This window comes from Streptomyces sp. NBC_00252 (assembly GCF_036187565.1).
Taxonomy (GTDB): Bacteria; Actinomycetota; Actinomycetes; order Streptomycetales; family Streptomycetaceae; genus Streptomyces.
On sequence record NZ_CP108087.1, the window covers coordinates 3,427,146 to 3,445,076 of the forward strand.

Annotated in this window: 15 protein-coding genes; all 15 read right to left on the reverse strand. The window is 69.1% G+C overall.

Annotated features, from left to right (window positions below; genetic code table 11):
* Positions 1-2: 2 nt before the first annotated feature.
* The 15 genes from OHT77_RS14555 to OHT77_RS14625 all read right to left on the reverse strand — a co-directional run bounded on the left by OHT77_RS14555 (position 3) and on the right by OHT77_RS14625 (position 17,845).
* Positions 3-416, reverse strand: coding sequence for a hypothetical protein (locus OHT77_RS14555; RefSeq protein ID WP_266772596.1), 414 nt, complete (start codon positions 414-416; stop codon positions 3-5).
* 294 nt (positions 417-710) lie between these two features.
* Positions 711-2,024, reverse strand: a complete 1,314-nt coding sequence (locus OHT77_RS14560; protein ID WP_328828809.1) for an MraY family glycosyltransferase — start codon at positions 2,022-2,024, stop codon at positions 711-713.
* A 227-nt stretch (positions 2,025-2,251) separates the two neighbouring features.
* Positions 2,252-2,641, reverse strand: coding sequence for a hypothetical protein (locus OHT77_RS14565; protein WP_328828810.1), 390 nt, complete (start codon positions 2,639-2,641; stop codon positions 2,252-2,254).
* A gap of 492 nt (positions 2,642-3,133) precedes the next feature.
* Positions 3,134-4,372: a serine hydroxymethyltransferase gene (glyA, locus tag OHT77_RS14570; protein WP_328828812.1), complete on the reverse strand. Its 1,239-nt coding sequence runs from the start codon at positions 4,370-4,372 to the stop codon at positions 3,134-3,136.
* Between the two features lie 73 nt (positions 4,373-4,445).
* A complete protein-coding gene (locus OHT77_RS14575) occupies positions 4,446-5,114 on the reverse strand; it encodes an arsenate reductase/protein-tyrosine-phosphatase family protein (RefSeq protein ID WP_266772591.1) in 669 nt (222 codons plus the stop codon).
* The gene (locus tag OHT77_RS14580) at positions 5,111-5,758 is read right to left on the reverse strand and encodes an L-threonylcarbamoyladenylate synthase (RefSeq protein WP_266772590.1); all 648 of its coding nucleotides are present in this window, start codon (positions 5,756-5,758) and stop codon (positions 5,111-5,113) included. Before OHT77_RS14580 ends, OHT77_RS14575 begins: the two co-directional genes overlap by 4 nt.
* Before the next feature lie 73 nt (positions 5,759-5,831).
* Positions 5,832-6,671, reverse strand: a complete 840-nt coding sequence (gene prmC / locus OHT77_RS14585; protein WP_234468096.1) for a peptide chain release factor N(5)-glutamine methyltransferase — start codon at positions 6,669-6,671, stop codon at positions 5,832-5,834.
* Positions 6,672-6,759: 88 nt separating this feature from the next.
* Positions 6,760-7,836, reverse strand: a complete 1,077-nt coding sequence (prfA, locus tag OHT77_RS14590; RefSeq protein WP_266772586.1) for a peptide chain release factor 1 — start codon at positions 7,834-7,836, stop codon at positions 6,760-6,762.
* 303 nt (positions 7,837-8,139) lie between these two features.
* Complete coding sequence (gene rpmE, locus OHT77_RS14595; RefSeq protein ID WP_266772584.1) at positions 8,140-8,364, reverse strand: 50S ribosomal protein L31; 225 nt, start codon at positions 8,362-8,364, stop codon at positions 8,140-8,142.
* 139 nt (positions 8,365-8,503) lie between these two features.
* A complete protein-coding gene (locus OHT77_RS14600) occupies positions 8,504-9,640 on the reverse strand; it encodes an LCP family protein (protein WP_328828814.1) in 1,137 nt (378 codons plus the stop codon).
* A 218-nt stretch (positions 9,641-9,858) separates the two neighbouring features.
* Complete coding sequence (locus OHT77_RS14605; protein ID WP_328828815.1) at positions 9,859-11,673, reverse strand: trypsin-like serine protease; 1,815 nt, start codon at positions 11,671-11,673, stop codon at positions 9,859-9,861.
* Between the two features lie 151 nt (positions 11,674-11,824).
* Positions 11,825-13,897 (reverse strand): transcription termination factor Rho, encoded by a 2,073-nt coding sequence (gene rho, locus OHT77_RS14610; protein ID WP_328828816.1) that lies wholly within the window; start codon positions 13,895-13,897, stop codon positions 11,825-11,827.
* 402 nt (positions 13,898-14,299) lie between these two features.
* On the reverse strand, positions 14,300-15,229 hold the full coding sequence (thrB, locus tag OHT77_RS14615; RefSeq protein WP_266772578.1) for a homoserine kinase: 930 nt from the start codon (positions 15,227-15,229) through the stop codon (positions 14,300-14,302).
* 258 nt (positions 15,230-15,487) lie between these two features.
* Positions 15,488-16,546, reverse strand: a complete 1,059-nt coding sequence (gene thrC, locus OHT77_RS14620; RefSeq protein WP_328828817.1) for a threonine synthase — start codon at positions 16,544-16,546, stop codon at positions 15,488-15,490.
* 6 nt (positions 16,547-16,552) lie between these two features.
* Positions 16,553-17,845 (reverse strand): homoserine dehydrogenase, encoded by a 1,293-nt coding sequence (locus OHT77_RS14625; protein ID WP_266772574.1) that lies wholly within the window; start codon positions 17,843-17,845, stop codon positions 16,553-16,555.
* Positions 17,846-17,931 lie beyond the last annotated feature (86 nt).

The window sequence follows — 17,931 nt, forward strand, 5'->3', positions numbered from 1 at the left end:
TCTCACGACGAGTGCCCCGACTTGTCGGGCTCGACGTAGAGGATTTTGGCCTTCATGTGGGCACGGGTCTGCGCGGCGGTCCAGATGATGGTGTCGACGAGCAGCGTGAACGCGAAGGCCTTGGGATTGAAGAGCGTGGTGTGCTTGAACGCGGCGAGGAAAATGAACAGCAGCAGAATCTGCGCCGCGAAGAGCATGAGGCCCATCGCCTGGAACAGGTGCGGAAGCGATTTGGCAGTGCGCTGCAGAACGTAGAGCCCGATTCCCATGAAGAGGATCACGATCAGCGTCGCAACGGCTGCCCCAATAGCTCCTTTGCCGCCGGCGACCACGCCACTGACGACGGCGGCAATCGCGCCGACGGCAGCTGTGGGCACAGCGGCTTGAAGGAGAATCCGGGCGTCATTGGACGGCATGGCGGCAACTCCGCTTGCTAAGGGGGGCGTGTCGTCATGGACGAGCGTAGTCCCGGGATGAGAGAGAACCTCACGCCAATGGACCGTCGCACTACGGTCCTTCGGCTCTGTCCCGGGTTCTCGTGAACCGTATCACAAACTATTTGATGCGGTCTTTACCTAGAAGGTGTGCTTGCTGTCACACATGAGAGTGACAGTGCGCGTCTGTGCAAAATAGCGGCCAACTTGTCTGGTATAGGGAGGCTTTGTCCCCCCACGAGATGGCAACGCTTTAGTCAGATTCTTACCTTGGCGTCAGCGCGAGGACTCCGCTTTACGACCGTCAAGAAGGCGTGAACGGGCACCGACGGCGGTCGCCCCGTTGACTCCTGACACACCGGAGGCAACCGGCGGGCGCGGGTCACGGTCTTCCTCCGCCAACACCACGACAGGGTCAACTCCGGCCCTGCGACGGCGATACCGCGGCGGCACCAGGTGCTCGGCCCAGCGCGGCGTCCGCGGCGTGAAGCGCGGCAGCAGAAGCAGCACGAGCCCGATCGCGCTCAGGAAGACGATGCCGAGCACGATCCACATCGAGGCCGAGTTGACCGAGTACGACAGGGCACCGAACGCGATCAGCGCCGACCAGAAGTACATGATCAGCACCGCCCGGCTGTGCGAGTGGCCGATCTCCAGGAGCCGGTGGTGCAGATGGCCGCGGTCCGCGGCAAATGGCGACTGGCCCCGCCAGGTGCGGCGGACGATGGCCAGCACCAGATCCGCCGTCGGTACCGCGATGATGGTCAGCGGCATCAGCAGAGGGATGTAGACCGGCACCATCTGGTGCACAGTGCTGCGCTCGGAGCCGCCGAAAAGGTTGTCCGGGTCGACCTGTCCCGTGACTGAGATCGCACCCGCCGCCAGTACCAGCCCGATCAGCATCGATCCCGAGTCCCCCATGAAAATGCGCGCGGGGTGCATGTTGTGCGGCAGAAAGCCAAGGCACATCCCCATGAGGATGGTCGCGAACAGCGTCGCGGGGGCGGCGGCCTCAATGCCGTACGAATACCAGATGCGGTACGTGTACATGAAGAACGCCGCCGCCGCGATACACACCATGCCAGCGGCGAGGCCGTCGAGGCCGTCGACGAAGTTGACCGCGTTGATAGTGATGACGACGAGCGCGACGGTGAGCAGGGTGCCCTGCCACTGAGTCAGCGCGACCGTGCCGATCTTCGGGATGGGCAGCCAAAGGATCGTCAGCCCCTGCATGACCATGACGCCCGCGGCGATCATCTGGCCGCCCAGCTTGATCAGGGCGTCGATCTCGAACTTGTCGTCCAGGACCCCGATCAGCCAGATCACGGCCGCCCCGGAGAGCAGCGCCCGGGGTTCGTTCGAGCTCTCGAAGACCTGGTTGAGGTTGGTCAGGTGGTCGGCGACGAGCAGGCCGGCGCACATACCGAAGAACATGGCGATACCGCCGAGCCGCGGTGTGGGTTCCCGGTGCACGTCACGCGCACGGATCTCCGGCATCGCTCCGGCCACGATCGCGAACTTACGCACCGGCCCGGTCAGCAGATACGTCACCGCGGCCGTCACGCAGAGCGTCAGCAGGTATTCACGCACAGGCTTCCCCACAGGTCTCGCTGGCCATCACAGCCCCACACCCTAGCGAGGCGCGCATATGTTTGGGGACTTCCGGGTAGCGACGATGGTTGCACGTGTGGCTGTGAGCTCGGAAGCGTCGGGCCACATCCGTCGCTGTCTGCCCCGTTCAACCGGGCGTACGCAGGCAAGCGGACACGCCCGGGAGGCGACCGGTCACAGCGCGGCCGCCTCCCGGGATATTCAGGTCATGCCTTGCCGTAGTTGAAACCGCAGTCCTTCTTCGCTCCGTTGGCTCCCTCGCGGCGGCAGACCGTGATCTCCACGGTGGCGCCCTCCGGAACCTGCTTGCGGGCAATGTGCGACGGCTTGTCGTCACAGAAGGCGGACGAGCCGTCGGCATCCGACAAGGTGACAGAGCCACCGTCCCATGACCAGTGCGCCCAGACGCGCATTCCGTCCGCCTTCGTGTCACACACCTGGAACGCCTCCTGGTCGTAGCCGCCCCAGAAGATCGCCTTACCGGCTTTGGTGCTGCCGCTGTCGTCCGTGTAGACAACGGTCGTGTTGCCAGCCGCCTGTGCGGGAGCCACGGTGAGAAGGAACGCCGCGGGTACGGCGGCGATGGTTGCGGCCATGTGCTTGGCACGAATTCTACGGACGAAGGGCATGCATTACTCCTGGTTTCGTGTTCCGGTTCACGGTGAACCTCGGCGATTGCTTGCCAGCGCCCTGCCGGGTTCCCGATCCGATTTCTTCACACGCCGTCCACTTCGACACGAATTCGTGCGGTGAGATCTGAGCGGCCTCAGGATGCGGTCTAACCGGTGTCGCAATGGCGACACGCGTCGGAAGCCAAGAAGCCCCCGAACCCCCTCATCGCACGATTGGTCACATCGCGCGGCGTCAAAGGCGACGGTAGTTCACGACACTCGATCGTGTCACCCGCAAAAAAAGTCACCATTCACCACTACCGGTCATCTCGCGCTCGACTCAAGAACGGACAATGCGAAAATAACGACAGAAAAGAGCCACGAGTGACTCCGTGAACTGTCACCATGCGTCACATCGGCGGATAATCCGTGAATTGAGCCACATCCCTCCGACCGCCCGAGTGACCACAAGAATGCTCAGCTCGGGTACGGCGGAAAGCCTCCGACAAGTCCCCGCACTTCGTCACGCGCCCTCCGGGTGTCGACCCGGCCGCGCAGGACGCCCGCGAGCAGTGCCGCGATCGTCGCCATCTCGCCCTCGCCCATGCCCTGCGTGGTCACCGCGGCGGTGCCGAGCCGCAGCCCGCGCGAGTCTCCGTGCGGGAGCGGGCAGCAGTCCAACACCAGCCCCGCGGCGGCGAGTTGACCCCGTGCGGCGCGTCCGTCGACGCCGAGGGGCAGCGGGTCGACGGTGATCAGATGGGTGTCGGTCCCACCTGTCGTGACGACGAACCCCTCCCCCGCCAGCCCCGCCGCGAGCACCCGGGCGTTGGCGACCACCTGATGGGCGTACGCCGTGAACGCCGGGGTCGCCGCCTCGCCGAACGCGACGGCCTTCGCCGCGATGGTGTGCATCTGCGCCCCGCCCTGGGTGAACGGGAACACCGCCCGGTCGACCCGCTCCGCCAGCTCGCTCCCGCACAGCAGCATCCCGCCCCGCGGCCCGCGCAGCACCTTGTGCGTGGTCGCGCAGACGATGTCGGCGTACGGCACGGGGTTCGGCGCCGCTCCCCCGGCGACCAGGCCGATGGGATGCGCCGCGTCGGCGATGAGATAGGCGCCCACCTCGTCGGCGACCTCGCGGAAGAGGGCGTAGTCGATGTGCCGGGGACAGGCGATCGACCCGCAGACGATCGCCTTGGGCCGGTGCAGGCGGGCAAGGGACCGCACCTGCGCGTAGTCGACGGTCCCGGTCTCGGCATCGACCCCGTACCCGACGAAGTCGAACCACCGCCCGGAGAAGTTCGCCGGCGACCCGTGCGTGAGATGCCCGCCGTACGGCAGCCCCAGCGCCAGGACGGTGTCACCGGGCCGCAGCAGCGCCGCGTAGGCCGCCAGCACGGCCGAAGACCCGGAGTGCGCCTGCACGTTGGCGTGCTCGGCCCCGAACAGCGCCTTCGCCCGCTCCACGGCGACGCGCTCGGCGACGTCGACGATCTCGCAGCCGCCGTGGTGGCGGGCGCCGGGGTAGCCCTCGGCGTACTTGTTGGCGAGCGGGGAGCCGAGCGCGGCCAGCACGGCGGGCGAGCTGAAGTTCTCGGCGGCGATCAGCTGAAGTGTCGTCGACTGCCGCGCCAGCTCCCCCAGCAGGATCTCGGCCAGCTCGGGGTCCTGCCGACGCAGGACATCGGCCTCGATGACAGGGACGACCGACATGGCGAACTCCGGGGCGTCGACGATGACGTACGTCCAATGTAGGCCCGGGGCGGGTGGGGCGCGCGGCCGTTCCCTACGTCCGCGCGGGCACACCCGTCAGTGCCGTGACCACCGGGTCGATGGCCTGGTTTATCTCGTCGCCGATGGAGCGGAAGAACGGGAGCGGTGCGCCGTAGGGGTCGAAGACCTCGTCCGCTTCCGCCGTGGGGGCCAGGAGCCAGCCGCGGAGGGCCGCCGCCGCGCGGACCAGGGCGCGGGCGCGGGCCACCATGCCGTCCTCCAGGGGTGGCAGGGTGGTCGGGTCTATCGCCTTCACCAGGCGGGTGAACTCCTTGAGGGTGAAGGTGCGCAGGCCCGCCGAGTGGCCCATGGAGATGACCTGGGCCCGGTGGTCCCGGGTGGCCGTCAGGACCAGGTCGGCGCGGATCACGTGGTCGTCGAGCAGCTCGCGGCCGGTGAACCCGGAGGGGTCCGCGCCGAAGTCGGTGAGGACGGTCGCCGCGTTGGTCTCCATGGGGGCGCCCTCATGGCCCCACGTCCCGGCGCTCTCCACGATCAGCCCGCCCCACAGCGGGTCGCCGAGCCGGTCCGCCAGGGCATGACGGGTCAGCCGCTCGGTGATCGGCGAGCGGCACACGTTGCCGGTGCTGACGTGGAGGATGCGGAAGCTGTCCATGGGAAGCCCGAAGGTCCCCGTCACTTCCCCGTTGCCTATGCCACGCCCCGCGTCAGGGGCTGTCAATTCGCCACCTCGAGGTCGGGTACGACCTTGCGCAGCTCCTCCGCCGAGATCGCGCCCGCGCGCAGCAGCAGCGGGACCTCGCGCGTGACGTCGACGATCGACGACGGCACGTTGCCGGGCGTCGGACCGCCGTCGAGGTACACGGAGACGGAGTCGCCGAGCATCTGCTGGGCCGCGTCGCAGTCCTCCGGCGAGGGGTGTCCGGTGAGGTTCGCCGAGGAGACCGCCATCGGGCCGACCTCGGTCAGCAGCTCGATCGCGACCGGGTGCAGCGGCATCCGGACGGCGACCGTGCCCCGGGTGTCCCCGAGGTCCCACTGCAGCGACGGCTGGTGCTTGGCGACCAGCGTGAGGGCGCCCGGCCAGAACGCGTCGACGAGTTCCCAGGCCAGCTCGGAGAAGTCCGTGACGAGGCCGTGCAGCGTGTTCGGGGAGCCGATGAGGACGGGGGTGGGCATGTTGCGGCCCCGGCCCTTGGCGTCCAGGAGATCGGCGACGGCCTCCGAGGAGAACGCGTCGGCCCCGATGCCGTAGACCGTGTCGGTCGGCAGGACCACGAGTTCGCCCCGGCGGACGGCGGACGCGGCCTCGCGCAGACCCGTCGTGCGGTCGGTCGCGTCATTGGTGTCGTATCGCCGTGCCATGTCTAGCGGTCTCCTTTTTTTGTAGCTCGGTCCGCCTCCGGGGCGCCTGTTGTCGGTGTCGAGCCCCCGGCCGTCACGGCGTGGCCCTGCGGGCGGTCGCGAAGCGCGGGCGGTTGTTGAGGTCGGGGTGGTCGGCCGCGTCGGCCCAGCCACGCTCCTCGGTGAAGATCCACGGCACCTGCCCGCCCTGGGTGTCGGCGTGCTCGATGACGACGACACCGCCCGGGCGCAGCAGCCGGTGCGCGGTGCGCTCGATGCCGCGGATCAGGTCGAGGCCGTCCTCCCCGGAGAACAGGGCGAGTTCGGGGTCGTAGTCCCGGGCCTCGGGAGCGACGTACTCCCACTCCGTGAGCGGGATGTACGGCGGGTTGGAGATGACCAGGTCGACATGGCCGTCGAGGTCGGGGAAGGCGTCCAGGGCGTTGCCCTGCCGCAGGTCGACGCGGGAGCCCTCCATGTTCTTGCGGGTCCACTGGAGCGCGTCCTCGGACAGCTCCACGGCGTGCACCCGGGACCGCGGGACCTCCTGCGCGAGAGCGAGCGCGATGGCTCCGGACCCGGTGCAGAGGTCGACGATCAGCGGCTCTACGACGTCCATCGCGCGGACCGCGTCTATGGCCCAGCCGACCACCGACTCGGTCTCGGGGCGCGGCACGAACACCCCCGGTCCGACCTGGAGTTCCAGGTACCGGAAGAACGCGCGGCCGGTGATGTGCTGGAGCGGCTCACGCTGCTCGCGGCGGGCGATGGTCTCCCAGTAGCGGGCGTCGAAGTCCACGTCCTTCACGGAGTGCAGCTCGCCCCGCTTCACACCGTGCACGAACGCGGCGAGCTCCTCCGCGTCGTTGCGCGGCGAGGGCACGCCGGCGTCGGCCAGCCGCTGGGTGGCCTGGGCCACCTCTGCTAGCAGCACCCCCCGGGGGTTTGGGGGTCGCTCCCCAAATGATTGCTGCACGCAAGTCCTCCGTGTCGTACTCGTCCGTGCCGAACCGTGCCGTGCCTTACGCCGCCGCGAGCTTGGCGGCCGAGTCCGCGTCCACGCACGCCTGGATCATCGCGTCGAGGTCCCCGTCGAGGACCTGGTCCAGGTTGTACGCCTTGAAGCCGACGCGGTGGTCCGAGATGCGGTTCTCCGGGAAGTTGTACGTACGGATCTTCTCGGAGCGGTCGACCGTGCGGACCTGGCTGCGGCGGGCGTCGGCGGCGTTGCGCTCCGCCTCCTCCTGCGCCGCGGCGAGCAGCCTGGAGCGCAGGATACGCAGTGCCTGTTCCTTGTTCTGCAGCTGGCTCTTCTCGTTCTGGCAGGAAGCGACGACTCCGGTCGGAATGTGCGTGATGCGCACCGCGGAGTCGGTCGTGTTGACGGACTGCCCGCCGGGGCCCGAGGAGCGGTAGACGTCGATGCGGAGGTCGTTCGGGTTGATCTCGACGTCGACCTCCTCCGCCTCGGGGGTGACCAGGACACCGGCCGCCGAGGTGTGGATACGGCCGGCGGACTCCGTCGCGGGGACGCGCTGCACGCGGTGCACTCCGCCCTCGTACTTCAGCCGCGCCCAGACACCCTGGCCGGGCTCGGTCGCGCCGTTGCCGCCCTTGGTCTTCACGGCGACCTGGACGTCCTTGTAGCCGCCCTGGTCGGACTCGGTGGCGTCGATGATCTCGGTCTTCCAGCCGACGCGCTCCGCGTACCGCAGGTACATGCGCAGCAGGTCGCCCGCGAAGAGCGCGGACTCGTCGCCGCCGGCGCCCGCCTTGATCTCCAGGATGACGTCCTTGTCGTCGCTGGGGTCGCGCGGGACCAGCAGGAGGCGCAGCTTCTCCGTGATCTCGTCGCGGTGCTTCTCCAGCTCCTTGACCTCGGCCGCGAACTCCGGGTCGTCGGCGCCGAGTTCACGCGCGGTGTCGATGTCGTCGCCGGTCTGCTTCCAGGAGCGGTACGTGGCGACGATCGGGGTGAGCTCGGCGTAGCGCTTGTTCAGCTTGCGCGCGTTGGCCTGGTCGGCGTGGACCGACGGGTCGGCGAGCTTCTTCTCAAGGTCGGCGTGCTCGCCGATGAGGTCCTCGACAGCCTCGAACATCTTGGGCTCCTGAAATGCGGTGAAGAAAGGGAAGGCGGGCGACCAAAAACGCCGGTCCCGGCACGCCCTCTCACTCGCGTGGAGGGCGTGGCCGTGGACCGGCGCTAGGGACTGTCCGGCGGATCAGGTCGGAGGAAAGCCGCCGTACCTCATGAATGCCGGTGAGCGGGGTCTGGTGCGTGCAGCTGCGAGGCGGAGGAGGGAGTCAACGCGGAGCGTTGGCGACCGACGACAACGCCGCAGATGCGTGCCGGACCCCGCGTCTCCGACAGGATCCGCCGGACAGGCCCTAGAGGTGGCTCGCTACTTCTTGGAGCCGGCAGCAGCCTTGCCGAAGCGGGCCTCGAAGCGGGCCACGCGGCCACCGGTGTCGAGGATCTTCTGCTTGCCCGTGTAGAACGGGTGGCACTCGGAGCAGACCTCGGCGCGGATGTTGCCGCTCGTGATCGTGCTGCGGGTGGTGAACGACGCGCCACAGGTGCAGCTGACCTGGGTCTCGACGTACTCGGGGTGGATCTCGCGCTTCAAGGGTGTCTCCTAGTTTCGGGAGGGCTCCGGGTCGCTGCCGCGGGTGCGGTCGCGTGAACCGGGGCCGACTGTCCAGTCTGCCAGGACTGGAGCCATCTCCCCAAACCGGGGGTTGATGACGTCTATTCCCCGCGCCCCCTCAGGAGCTCGTCACCACGCCCTTGGCCTCACCGGTGGCCGTGCCCTTGGTCGCCGCCGCCGGGATCGGGCGGTCGTTCTTCAGGGCCGTCCAGACCATCTGGGCCTTCGACTTCTCCACGATGACCCGGTTCGGGTTGGCCGGGTCGTACTCGACCGGCATCGTGACCATGTTCATGTTCGTGGAGCTGATGCCCTTGAGGCCGTTGGCGAAGGACGTGAGGGAGTTGACCGAGCCGAGGTCGGAGTCGGTGGTGACGGCCTGGGTGGCGGTGTTGGCGAGCTCGTACAGCTTGGTGGGGCTGGTCAGGACGCCGATGTGCTTGACCTGGTCGACCAGCGCCTTGATGAACGCCTGCTGGAGCTGGATGCGGCCGAGGTCGGAGCCGTCGCCGACGCCGTGCCGGGTGCGGACCAGGCCGAGCGCCTGCGAGCCGTTGAGCGTGTGCGCGCCGGCCTTGAGGTTCAGGTGGCTCTGCGGGTCCTTGATGTCCTTCGTGGTGGTGATCCGGACGCCGCCCAGCTCGTTGATGAGCTTCTCGAAGCCCGCGAAGTCGACCTCGAGGTAGTGGTCCATGCGCAGCCCGGAGACGGACTCGACGGTCTTCACCGTGCAGGCCGCGCCGCCGGTGGAGTACGCCTCGTTGAACATCACGCCGGACGCCGCGTCGTGCGTGACGCCCTTGGTGTCGGTGCACTCGGGGCGGTCCACGAGGGTGTCGCGCGGGATCGAGACCACGCTGGCCCTCTTGTGGCCCTTGTAGACGTGGATGATCATCGCGGTGTCGGAGCGGGCGCTGCCGTCGTCGGTGCCGCCGCCCAGCTTCTTGTTGGTGCCGGAGCGGCTGTCGGAGCCCAGCACCAGGATGTTCTCGGAGCCGTTGTCGACCTTGACCGGCCGGTCGGTGCCGAGGGCCTGGTTGATGTCGACGCTCTTGATGTTGCCGTTGAGCTTGAAGTACACGTACCCGGCGCCGGTACCGCCCAGCACCACGACGCCCGCGGCGACCCAGGCGGTGATCAGCAGGGCCTTGTGTCGCGGACTGCGGTCCTTCTTACGGCTTCCCGCGCGGTGGCGCGGGCCGTTGTTGCCGTCATCGCCCGGTATGGCGGGCTCCGGCGTGCTCTCGGCGGACATGGGCTCCTCGCATCTCGTTCCGGTCGGGTACCCCCTGCTTTCAGGGTTCAGGCCTGGCCGAAGCGACTGATACCGCTCAATCCTCGCTCTATGGTCGCTCCACCAGGTCAGACAGGGAAACTCGGGAAAGGGTTGCACAACGCAGAGTGCCCATCGCGTACGGCGATGGGCACTCTGCGTGGTCGCGTCAGCGGGTCACACCCCGCTCACCTGCGATGTCAGCCGAAGATGTCGTACTGCTGGAAACCGGTGCCGAGCGACTTCGGTGTGCCGAAGATCTCGCTGGTGGCCTTGCCGGTGCCCGGGTACAGGTACAGCGAGTTGCTCGCGTTGCGGATCAGGAGGTCCGCCTTGCCGTCGCCGGTGAAGTCGCCGACCGCGTCGAAGGCGTTGTAGCTGCCCCAGCTGCGCACCTGCACGCGGGCCGCGAAGGCACCCGTGCCGGACTTGCCGGCGCCCTTGTAGAGGTAGACGGCGCCGGTGCTCTTGTTGCGGGCGAGCAGGTCGGCCTTGCCGTCACCGTTGAAGTCGCCGTGGCCGACGAGCACGTTGTACTGGCTCCAGCCGCCGCCGACGCGCGAGGGCGAGCTGAAGGTGCCGTTGCCCTTGCCCGGGTAGATCCACAGCACGCCGGAGCTGTCGACCGAGATCAGGTCGGGCAGGTAGTCGCCGGTGACATCGCCGGGGGCGATGATCCGGGTGCGGGTCTTCCAGTTGGCGAAGATCTTCGTGCTGACCCAACTGCCGTCGTCCCGGGCGCTGTTGAGCTGGAAGTGGTCCCAGTAGACCGCGCCGTTGCCGATCCGGTAGACCCAGTCCTGGTAGCCGTCACGGTTCAGGTCGGCCGAGCGGACCTGGTTGACCGCGCTCCAGTCGCCGAGGGACTGACGCGTGGCCAGCGAGGTGCCCTTGGAGTCCAGCTCGTAGCCCACCTTGTTGGAGGACTTGCGGGCGTAGACGTCGGCCTTGTTGTCCGTGTAGCTGAGGTTGCCGTCGTCGATCTGCGCGTAGGCCGCGCCGACGTACGTGCTGACCTTCGTGAAGACGCTGTAGGCACCCTGTGCCACACAGTCCTCGACGCCCCAGGACACCACGCCGACGATCCGGCCGCCGACGACCAGCGGGCCGCCCGAGTCGCCGTTGCAGGTGGTCGTCGTACCGGTGTCGCTGCCGGTGGCGGGCGTGCCCGCGCAGACCATGTGGCCCTTGACGTAGTCGACGCTGCCGTAGGCGGCGGTGCAGGTGGCGTCCGAGTTGATCGGCAGCGTGGCCGTCTTCAGCGTCTCGGAGATGTCCTGCGTGGTGGAGCTGGTGCGGCCCCAGCCGTAGACCTTGGCGGTCTTGGCGGGGGTGCCCGTGTACGACGCCGTGTCGGTGTTCGTCGTCATGCGGATCGGGGTCGCCTTGACGGGGGCCGCCAGGGTGAGGACCGCGATGTCGTTGTTCGGGGCGCCGTCCGTCGAGACGGCGTACGACGGGTTGTTCCACTGGCGCAGGACCGCGGTGGCCTGGCCGCCGTGCAGGTCGTCGTCGGTGGGCAGCTGGGTGGCGCTGGTGACGACGACGCCGTACTTGGCCCAGTTGTAGCCCTTGACGCAGTGCGCGGCCGTCAGGATCTTCGACGGCGAGACGACCGAGCCACCGCAGAAGAAGCCGACGTCGTCGGACGTGGCGGTGGTGCCCTTGTCGTCGTAGTACCAGAGCTGCGCCATGAACGGCGCGGTGTTGATGGTGGTCGTCGTCCCCCCGATGATCTTCGGGTCGACGGCCTTGCCGGTGGTGCTCGCGCTCAGGGACGACTTCTTGGTCGTCTGTCCCGCGGTGTCGTCACCGGCCTGCGCGCCCGCGATGCGCGCCTTCAGTGTCGCGAGCGACGGCTGGGCCACGACGGGCTTCGCGGTCGGCGTCGGCAGCGCGGTGGCGGCGCCGGCGGACGTCGTCAGCAGTGCGGCGGTCACGGCGGCGGCGATACCGGCCGCGGCGACAGGCAGTCCGAAACGGATCCGGCGTCTGTGCCGACCGGCCCCAGGCATGGGCGTACCCACTCAAGTCCCCCCTCGGGATCAGAAGTTCGGACGATTGTCGAAAGCAAGTCCGAAGGGCGCGATCGTACAGCGAGCCACTGACAAGCCGAAGGGCCGCCCCCTTTACCAGGGAGCGGCCCTTCGATACTGCTTGCCTGCCTCAGTCGCCGTTGCCCGGCGTGGTCTTCTGGATCTGGAGCAGGAACTCGGCGTTCGACTTCGTCTGCTTCATTTTGTCGAGGAGCAGCTCGATCGCCTGCTGCTGGTCGAGCGCGTGCAGCACCCGGCGCAGCTTCCAGGTGACGGCCAACTCGTCGCTGCCGAGCAGGATTTCTTCCTTACGGGTACCGGACGCGTCGACGTCCACCGCGGGGAAGATGCGCTTGTCGGCGAGCTTCCGGTCGAGCTTGAGCTCGGCGTTGCCCGTGCCCTTGAACTCCTCGAAGATGACCTCGTCCATGCGCGAGCCGGTGTCGACGAGCGCGGTGGCGAGGATGGTCAGCGAACCGCCGTCCTCGATGTTGCGCGCGGCACCGAAGAAGCGCTTGGGCGGGTACAGCGCCGTGGAGTCGACACCACCGGAGAGGATGCGGCCGGAGGCGGGGGCGGCGAGGTTGTAGGCACGGCCCAGACGCGTGATGGAGTCGAGCAGCACGACGACGTCGTGGCCCAGCTCCACCAGCCGCTTGGCGCGCTCGATGGCGAGCTCGGCGACCGTGGTGTGGTCCTCGGCGGGGCGGTCGAAGGTCGAGGAGATGACCTCGCCCTTCACCGACCGCTGCATGTCGGTGACCTCTTCCGGACGCTCGTCGACCAGGACGACCATCAGGTGGCACTCGGGGTTGTTGTGCGTGATCGCGTTGGCGATGGCCTGCATGATCATGGTCTTGCCGGTCTTCGGCGGGGCCACGATCAGACCGCGCTGGCCCTTTCCGATGGGCGCGACAAGGTCGATGATGCGGGTCGTCAGCACACCCGGGTCGGTCTCCAGGCGGAGCCGGTCCTGCGGGTACAGCGGCGTCAGCTTGTTGAACTCCGGTCGCCCGCGGCCGTGTTCGGGCGCCATGCCGTTGACGGAGTCGAGGCGCACGAGCGCGTTGAACTTCTCGCGGCGCTCGCCCTCCTTCGGCTGCCGGACCGCGCCGGTGACGTGGTCGCCCTTGCGCAGGCCGTTCTTGCGGACCTGGGCGAGGGAGACGTACACGTCGTTCGGGCCCGGCAGGTAGCCGGAGGTCCGGATGAACGCGTAGTTGTCGAGGATGTCGAGGATGCCCGCGACGGGGATCAGCACATCGTCGTCGGCGACCTGCGGCTCACCGGCGGCGCCACCGAACTCGTCGCGTCCGCGACGGCCCCGGCGGTCGCGGTACCGGCCGCGGCGGCCGCGGCGGCCGCCCTCGAAGTCGTCGTCGTCCTGCGGGCCGTTGTCGCGCTGCTGCCGGTCCTGGCGGCCACCGCTCTGCTGCTGGCCCTGCTGCTGACGGTCCTGCCGGTCCTGCCGGTCCTGGCGTCCGCCGCCCTGCTGCTGGCCGCCGCCCTGCTGCTCGTTGTCCTTGCGGCGGTCGCCGCGGTCACGGTCCTGGCGGTCCTGGCGGCCACCGCGGTCGCGGTCGCGACGGTCCCGGCGGCCCTGCCGGCCGTCGTCACCGGCGTCGCCCCTGGCCTCGCCCTGCGCGGCGGCGGGCGACTCGGACCTGGACTCGTTCTTCGCCTCGGCGGTGACCGTCTCCGGGCTGCCGGCCTCGGCGGTCGCACGGCGACGACGGCGCTCCACCGGCGCGTCGTCTCCCCCGCTCTCGGCCTCGCTCGAACGGGAGGGGCCGCCGGCCGGCTGGCCGGGGATGTCGATCTGCTGCTGGGCCACGGCCTTCTCGGTGGCGACCTTCTCGGCCTTCTGCTCGGCCGGGGCGACCGTCTCGTCGCCCGTACGGGTCTTGGAGGTGGCGCGGCGCTTCGGCTTGGTCTCGGTGGCGGTCTCGGCCTTGGCCGGAGCACCCCCTCCCGCCTGCGCGTCCTTGATGACCTCGATCAGCTGGCTCTTGCGCATCCGCGCGGTGCCCCTGATGCCGAGGCCGGTTGCGACCTGCTGCAGCTCGGCCAGCACCATGCCGTCGAGGCCGGTACCGCGGCGCCGCCGGGAGCCGGCACCGGTGGCAGGCGCGGAAGCGTCCGTGGCGGGCGCGGCAGCGGTCTCCTCGACACGCGCGCCCATCAGATCGGTGGTGTCGCTCACGAAGGGTCCTTCCCTGGAGCGGACGTCGGCCTGTCTGGCTCGGCGACCGGTTGTGCTGTCCGGCTTCGGTTCTTGCTGTGTGAACCGTGCCGGGGCGGTGGTCCGCCTCAGCGGCGGAAGAGATATGTGGTGACGGCGCTTCCGAAAACCGTGGCACCGAGTGTCTGTGTCACGTGGCTTGGTCGCACCAATTCCGGAACGTGCCCGGCTTCCGGAGCGTGCCCGGCGAACCGCTCAGTGTCCGTACGGAACACGGTGCGGCTTGGGAGGCTCCCGGAAGAATGTCTGTCCCGGACGGGGACAACAAGCACCTCGCCATGGTGGGGTCGGGTGCAGACTTGAGATTAACACTACCGGATCCAACAAACATTCCCCCTCTCGAAATCCGGCGACGGTACGTAGTCAATGGGCACTGGGGGCCGCGAGCGGCAGTACACAGGCGCCCTGTGCGTCGAGATCCAGCCGGTTGGCGGCCCATCCCTCGCCGGCGAGGTGGGACACCTTGTCGGCGTTGTCCGCGTCGACAAGTGCCAAAACGGTGGGCCCTGCACCGGAGATGACGGCCGGAACTCCGTCCGCCCTCAAGCGGTCCACGAGTGCGGCGCTCTCGGGCATCGCCGGTGCGCGGTACTCCTGGTGCAGGCGGTCCTCGGTGGCGGGCAGCAGCAGCTCGGGGCGCCGGGTGAGGGCCTCGACGAGCAGTGCGGCGCGGCCCGCGTTGGCGGCGGCGTCGACGTGCGGGACGCTGCGCGGGAGCAGGCCGCGCGCGGTCTCGGTGAGCACCGGCTTGCCGGGCACGAAAACCACCGGAACGATGGAATCGGCCGGGTCCATCCTGATCGCCCGCGCGGCTCCGCCGTCCATCCAGGAAAGCGTGAATCCGCCCAGCAGACAGGCCGCGACGTTGTCGGGGTGGCCCTCGATCTCGGTGGCGAGTTCCAGCAGGGCCGTGTCGTCGAGCCGGGAGTCCCCGCCTATGGTCACCGCGCGCGCGGCGACGATGCCTGCGCAGATGGCGGCGGAGGAGGAGCCCAGGCCGCGGCCGTGCGGAATGCGGTTGGCGCAGACGATCTCGAGGCCGCGCGGCTGTCCGCCGAGCAGGTCGAAAGCGGTGCGGAGGGCTCGTACGAGGAGGTGGTTCTCGTCGCGCGGGAGGGTCTCGCTGCCCTCACCGGCGATGTCGATGAGCAGCCCGGAGTCGGCGACACGGACGACGACGTCGTCGTAGAGCCCCAGCGAGAGGCCGAAGGCGTCGAAGCCCGGGCCGAGGTTGGCGCTGGTGGCGGGGACGCGCACCCGGACGGCGGCGGCGCGGAAGGCTGGACCGGCCATCGCTCGATGACTCTCCTTGAGCTGCGTGATTGTCGAAGACACTCGATGACATTCGATAGGTACGTGAAGACCCTCGGGCCGTGGAGACGGCGCGGTGCCGAGCCATGCGCGCAGGCATATGCGGCGGGCGGGTTCGGTACAGCCTATCGAAGGAAGGTTCTGTGGCGACATAGGGCGCACAGGAGGCGCACGATGCGTGTCGTAAGCCCCCTGTGCACCCCCGTAAGGGATGTCCCTGTCGTACGGGGTCGTCCGGGGTTACGCCAGACCGAGGCGCACGGCGGCGGTGGCCGCGTCGACCGGGACGGTGACGGGCTGCGGGGCGCCCGCGACGGCCCAGTCGGGGTCCTTGAGGCCGTTTCCGGTGACCGTGCAGACGATGGTCTGGCCCGGGTCGACCTTGCCCTGCTCGGCCGCCTTCAGCAGACCGGCGACGGAGGCGGCGGAGGCGGGCTCGACGAAAACGCCCTCCTGAGCGGCCAACAGCCGGTAGGCGCGCAGGATCTCACGGTCCGTCACCTCGTCGATGGACCCGCCGGACTCGTCCCGCGCGTCCAGCGCGAACTGCCAGGACGCCGGGTTGCCGATGCGGATCGCGGTGGCGATCGTCGAGGGGTCCTTGACGACCTCGCCGCGCACGATGGGCGCGGACCCCGAGGCCTGGAAGCCCCACATGCGCGGGGTCCTCGCGGCGACGCCGTCACCGGCGTACTCCTTGTAGCCCTTCCAGTAGGCGGTGATGTTGCCCGCGTTGCCCACCGGCAGGACGTGGATGTCGGGCGCGTCGCCGAGCATGTCGACGATCTCGAAGGCGGCCGTCTTCTGGCCCTCGATGCGCACGGGGTTGACCGAATTCACCAGCGCCACAGGGTAGTTGTCGCTCAGCTGGCGGGCGAGGGTGAGGCAGTCGTCGAAGTTGCCGTCGACCTGGAGGATCTTCGCGCCGTGCACGAGGGCCTGGCCCATCTTGCCGAGCGCGATCTTGCCCTGCGGCACGAGGACGGCACAGACCATCCCGGCGCGCACGGCGTAGGCGGCGGCGGAGGCCGACGTGTTGCCGGTGGAGGCGCAGATGACGGCCTGCGCACCCTCCTCCTTGGCCCGGGTGATGGCCATGGTCATACCGCGGTCCTTGAAGGACCCGGTGGGGTTGGCACCCTCCACCTTGAGGTGGACCTCGCAGCCGGTGCGCTCGGAGAGCACCTGCGCGGGCACGAGGGGCGTGCCGCCCTCGCGGAGGGAGACGACCGGCGTGCTGTCGGACACCGGGAGCCGGTCCCGGTACTCCTCGATGATTCCGCGCCACTGGTGGGTCATTGCTGGTTACTCTCCTTCAACCCGCATGATGCTGGCGACACCCCGCACGGTGTCGAGCTTGCGCAACGCCTCGACGGTCCCGGTGAGGGCGGCGTCGGACGCGCGGTGCGTGACGACGACGAGAGAGGCCTCGCCGTCCTTCCCCTGCTGCCGAACCGTATCGATCGAGACACCGTGCTCGGCGAACACGGTGGCGACCTGTGCGAGAACACCCGGTTTGTCGGCGACGTCGAGGCTGATGTGGTACCGCGTGACGACCTCGCCCATGCCCGACACGGGGAGCGCGGCGTACGCCGACTCGCCGGGCCCGGTGGTCGAGTTGAGCCGGTTGCGGCACACGGCGACGAGGTCGCCGAGCACGGCGGAGGCGGTGGGGGCGCCGCCCGCTCCGGGGCCGTAGAACATCAGCTGGCCGGAGGCGTCGGACTCGACGAACACGGCGTTGTAGGCGCCGCGGACGGAGGCGAGCGGGTGGCTGAGCGGGATCATCGCGGGGTGCACGCGCGCGGTGACGCTGCCGCCGTCCTCGGCGCGCTCGCAGATGGCGAGCAGCTTGATGGTGCAGCCCATGTTCCGCGCGGAGGCGAAGTCGGCGGCGGTGACCTCGGTCATGCCCTCGCGGTAGACGTCGTCGAGACGCACGCGCGTGTGGAAGGCGATTCCGGCGAGGATGGCGGCCTTGGCGGCGGCGTCGAAGCCCTCGACGTCGGCGGTGGGGTCGGCCTCGGCGTACCCGAGGGCGGTGGCCTCGTCGAGGGCCTCCTGATAGCCCGCGCCGGTGCTGTCCATCTTGTCGAGGATGAAGTTGGTGGTTCCGTTGACGATCCCGAGCACCCGGTTGACCTTGTCGCCGGCGAGGGACTCGCGCAGCGGCCGGATCAGCGGGATGGCGCCGGCGACGGCGGCCTCGTAGTAGAGGTCCTTGCCCTGCTGCTCGGCGGCGGCGTGCAGCGCGGCGCCGTCCTGGGCGAGCAGCGCCTTGTTGGCGGAGACGACGGACGCGCCGTGCTCGAAGGCGGAGGTGATGAGGGAGCGGGCGGGCTCGATACCGCCGATGACCTCGACGACGACGTCGATGTCCCCGCGCTTGACGAGGGCGGTCGCGTCGGTGGTGACGAGGGCGGGGTCGATGCCTTCGCGGACCTTGGAGGGCCGTCGTACCGCCACGCCCGCGAGCTCGATGGGAGCCCCGATCCTGGCGGCGAGGTCGTCGGCGTGCGTCGTCATGATGCGCGCCACCTCTGAGCCGACCACTCCACAGCCCAGCAGCGCCACCTTCAGCGGACGCGTACGCATCATCCGACCTCGTTTCCTCATACCGTCATCGGTTGGACCAGTCTCACTCACCGGACGGGAGTTTCTATCCATAGTCCGGATCGTGAGAC

Excerpts from the sequence above, each read along its gene's own strand:
- prfA (WP_266772586.1), bottom strand. The coding sequence starts at position 7,836 with ATGTTCGAGGCTGTCGAGGACCTCATCGGCGAGCACGCCGACCTTGAG.
- glyA (WP_328828812.1), bottom strand. The coding sequence starts at position 4,372 with ATGTCGGTCGTCCCTGTCATCGAGGCCGATGTCCTGCGTCGGCAGGAC.
- OHT77_RS14580 (WP_266772590.1), bottom strand. The coding sequence starts at position 5,758 with ATGGCACGGCGATACGACACCAATGACGCGACCGACCGCACGACGGGT.
- OHT77_RS14555 (WP_266772596.1), bottom strand. The coding sequence starts at position 416 with ATGCCGTCCAATGACGCCCGGATTCTCCTTCAAGCCGCTGTGCCCACA.
- OHT77_RS14600 (WP_328828814.1), bottom strand. The coding sequence starts at position 9,640 with ATGTCCGCCGAGAGCACGCCGGAGCCCGCCATACCGGGCGATGACGGC.
- OHT77_RS14605 (WP_328828815.1), bottom strand. The coding sequence starts at position 11,673 with ATGCCTGGGGCCGGTCGGCACAGACGCCGGATCCGTTTCGGACTGCCT.
- OHT77_RS14565 (WP_328828810.1), bottom strand. The coding sequence starts at position 2,641 with ATGGCCGCAACCATCGCCGCCGTACCCGCGGCGTTCCTTCTCACCGTG.
- thrC (WP_328828817.1), bottom strand. The coding sequence starts at position 16,546 with ATGACCCACCAGTGGCGCGGAATCATCGAGGAGTACCGGGACCGGCTC.
- OHT77_RS14625 (WP_266772574.1), bottom strand. The coding sequence starts at position 17,845 with ATGATGCGTACGCGTCCGCTGAAGGTGGCGCTGCTGGGCTGTGGAGTG.
- thrB (WP_266772578.1), bottom strand. The coding sequence starts at position 15,229 with ATGGCCGGTCCAGCCTTCCGCGCCGCCGCCGTCCGGGTGCGCGTCCCC.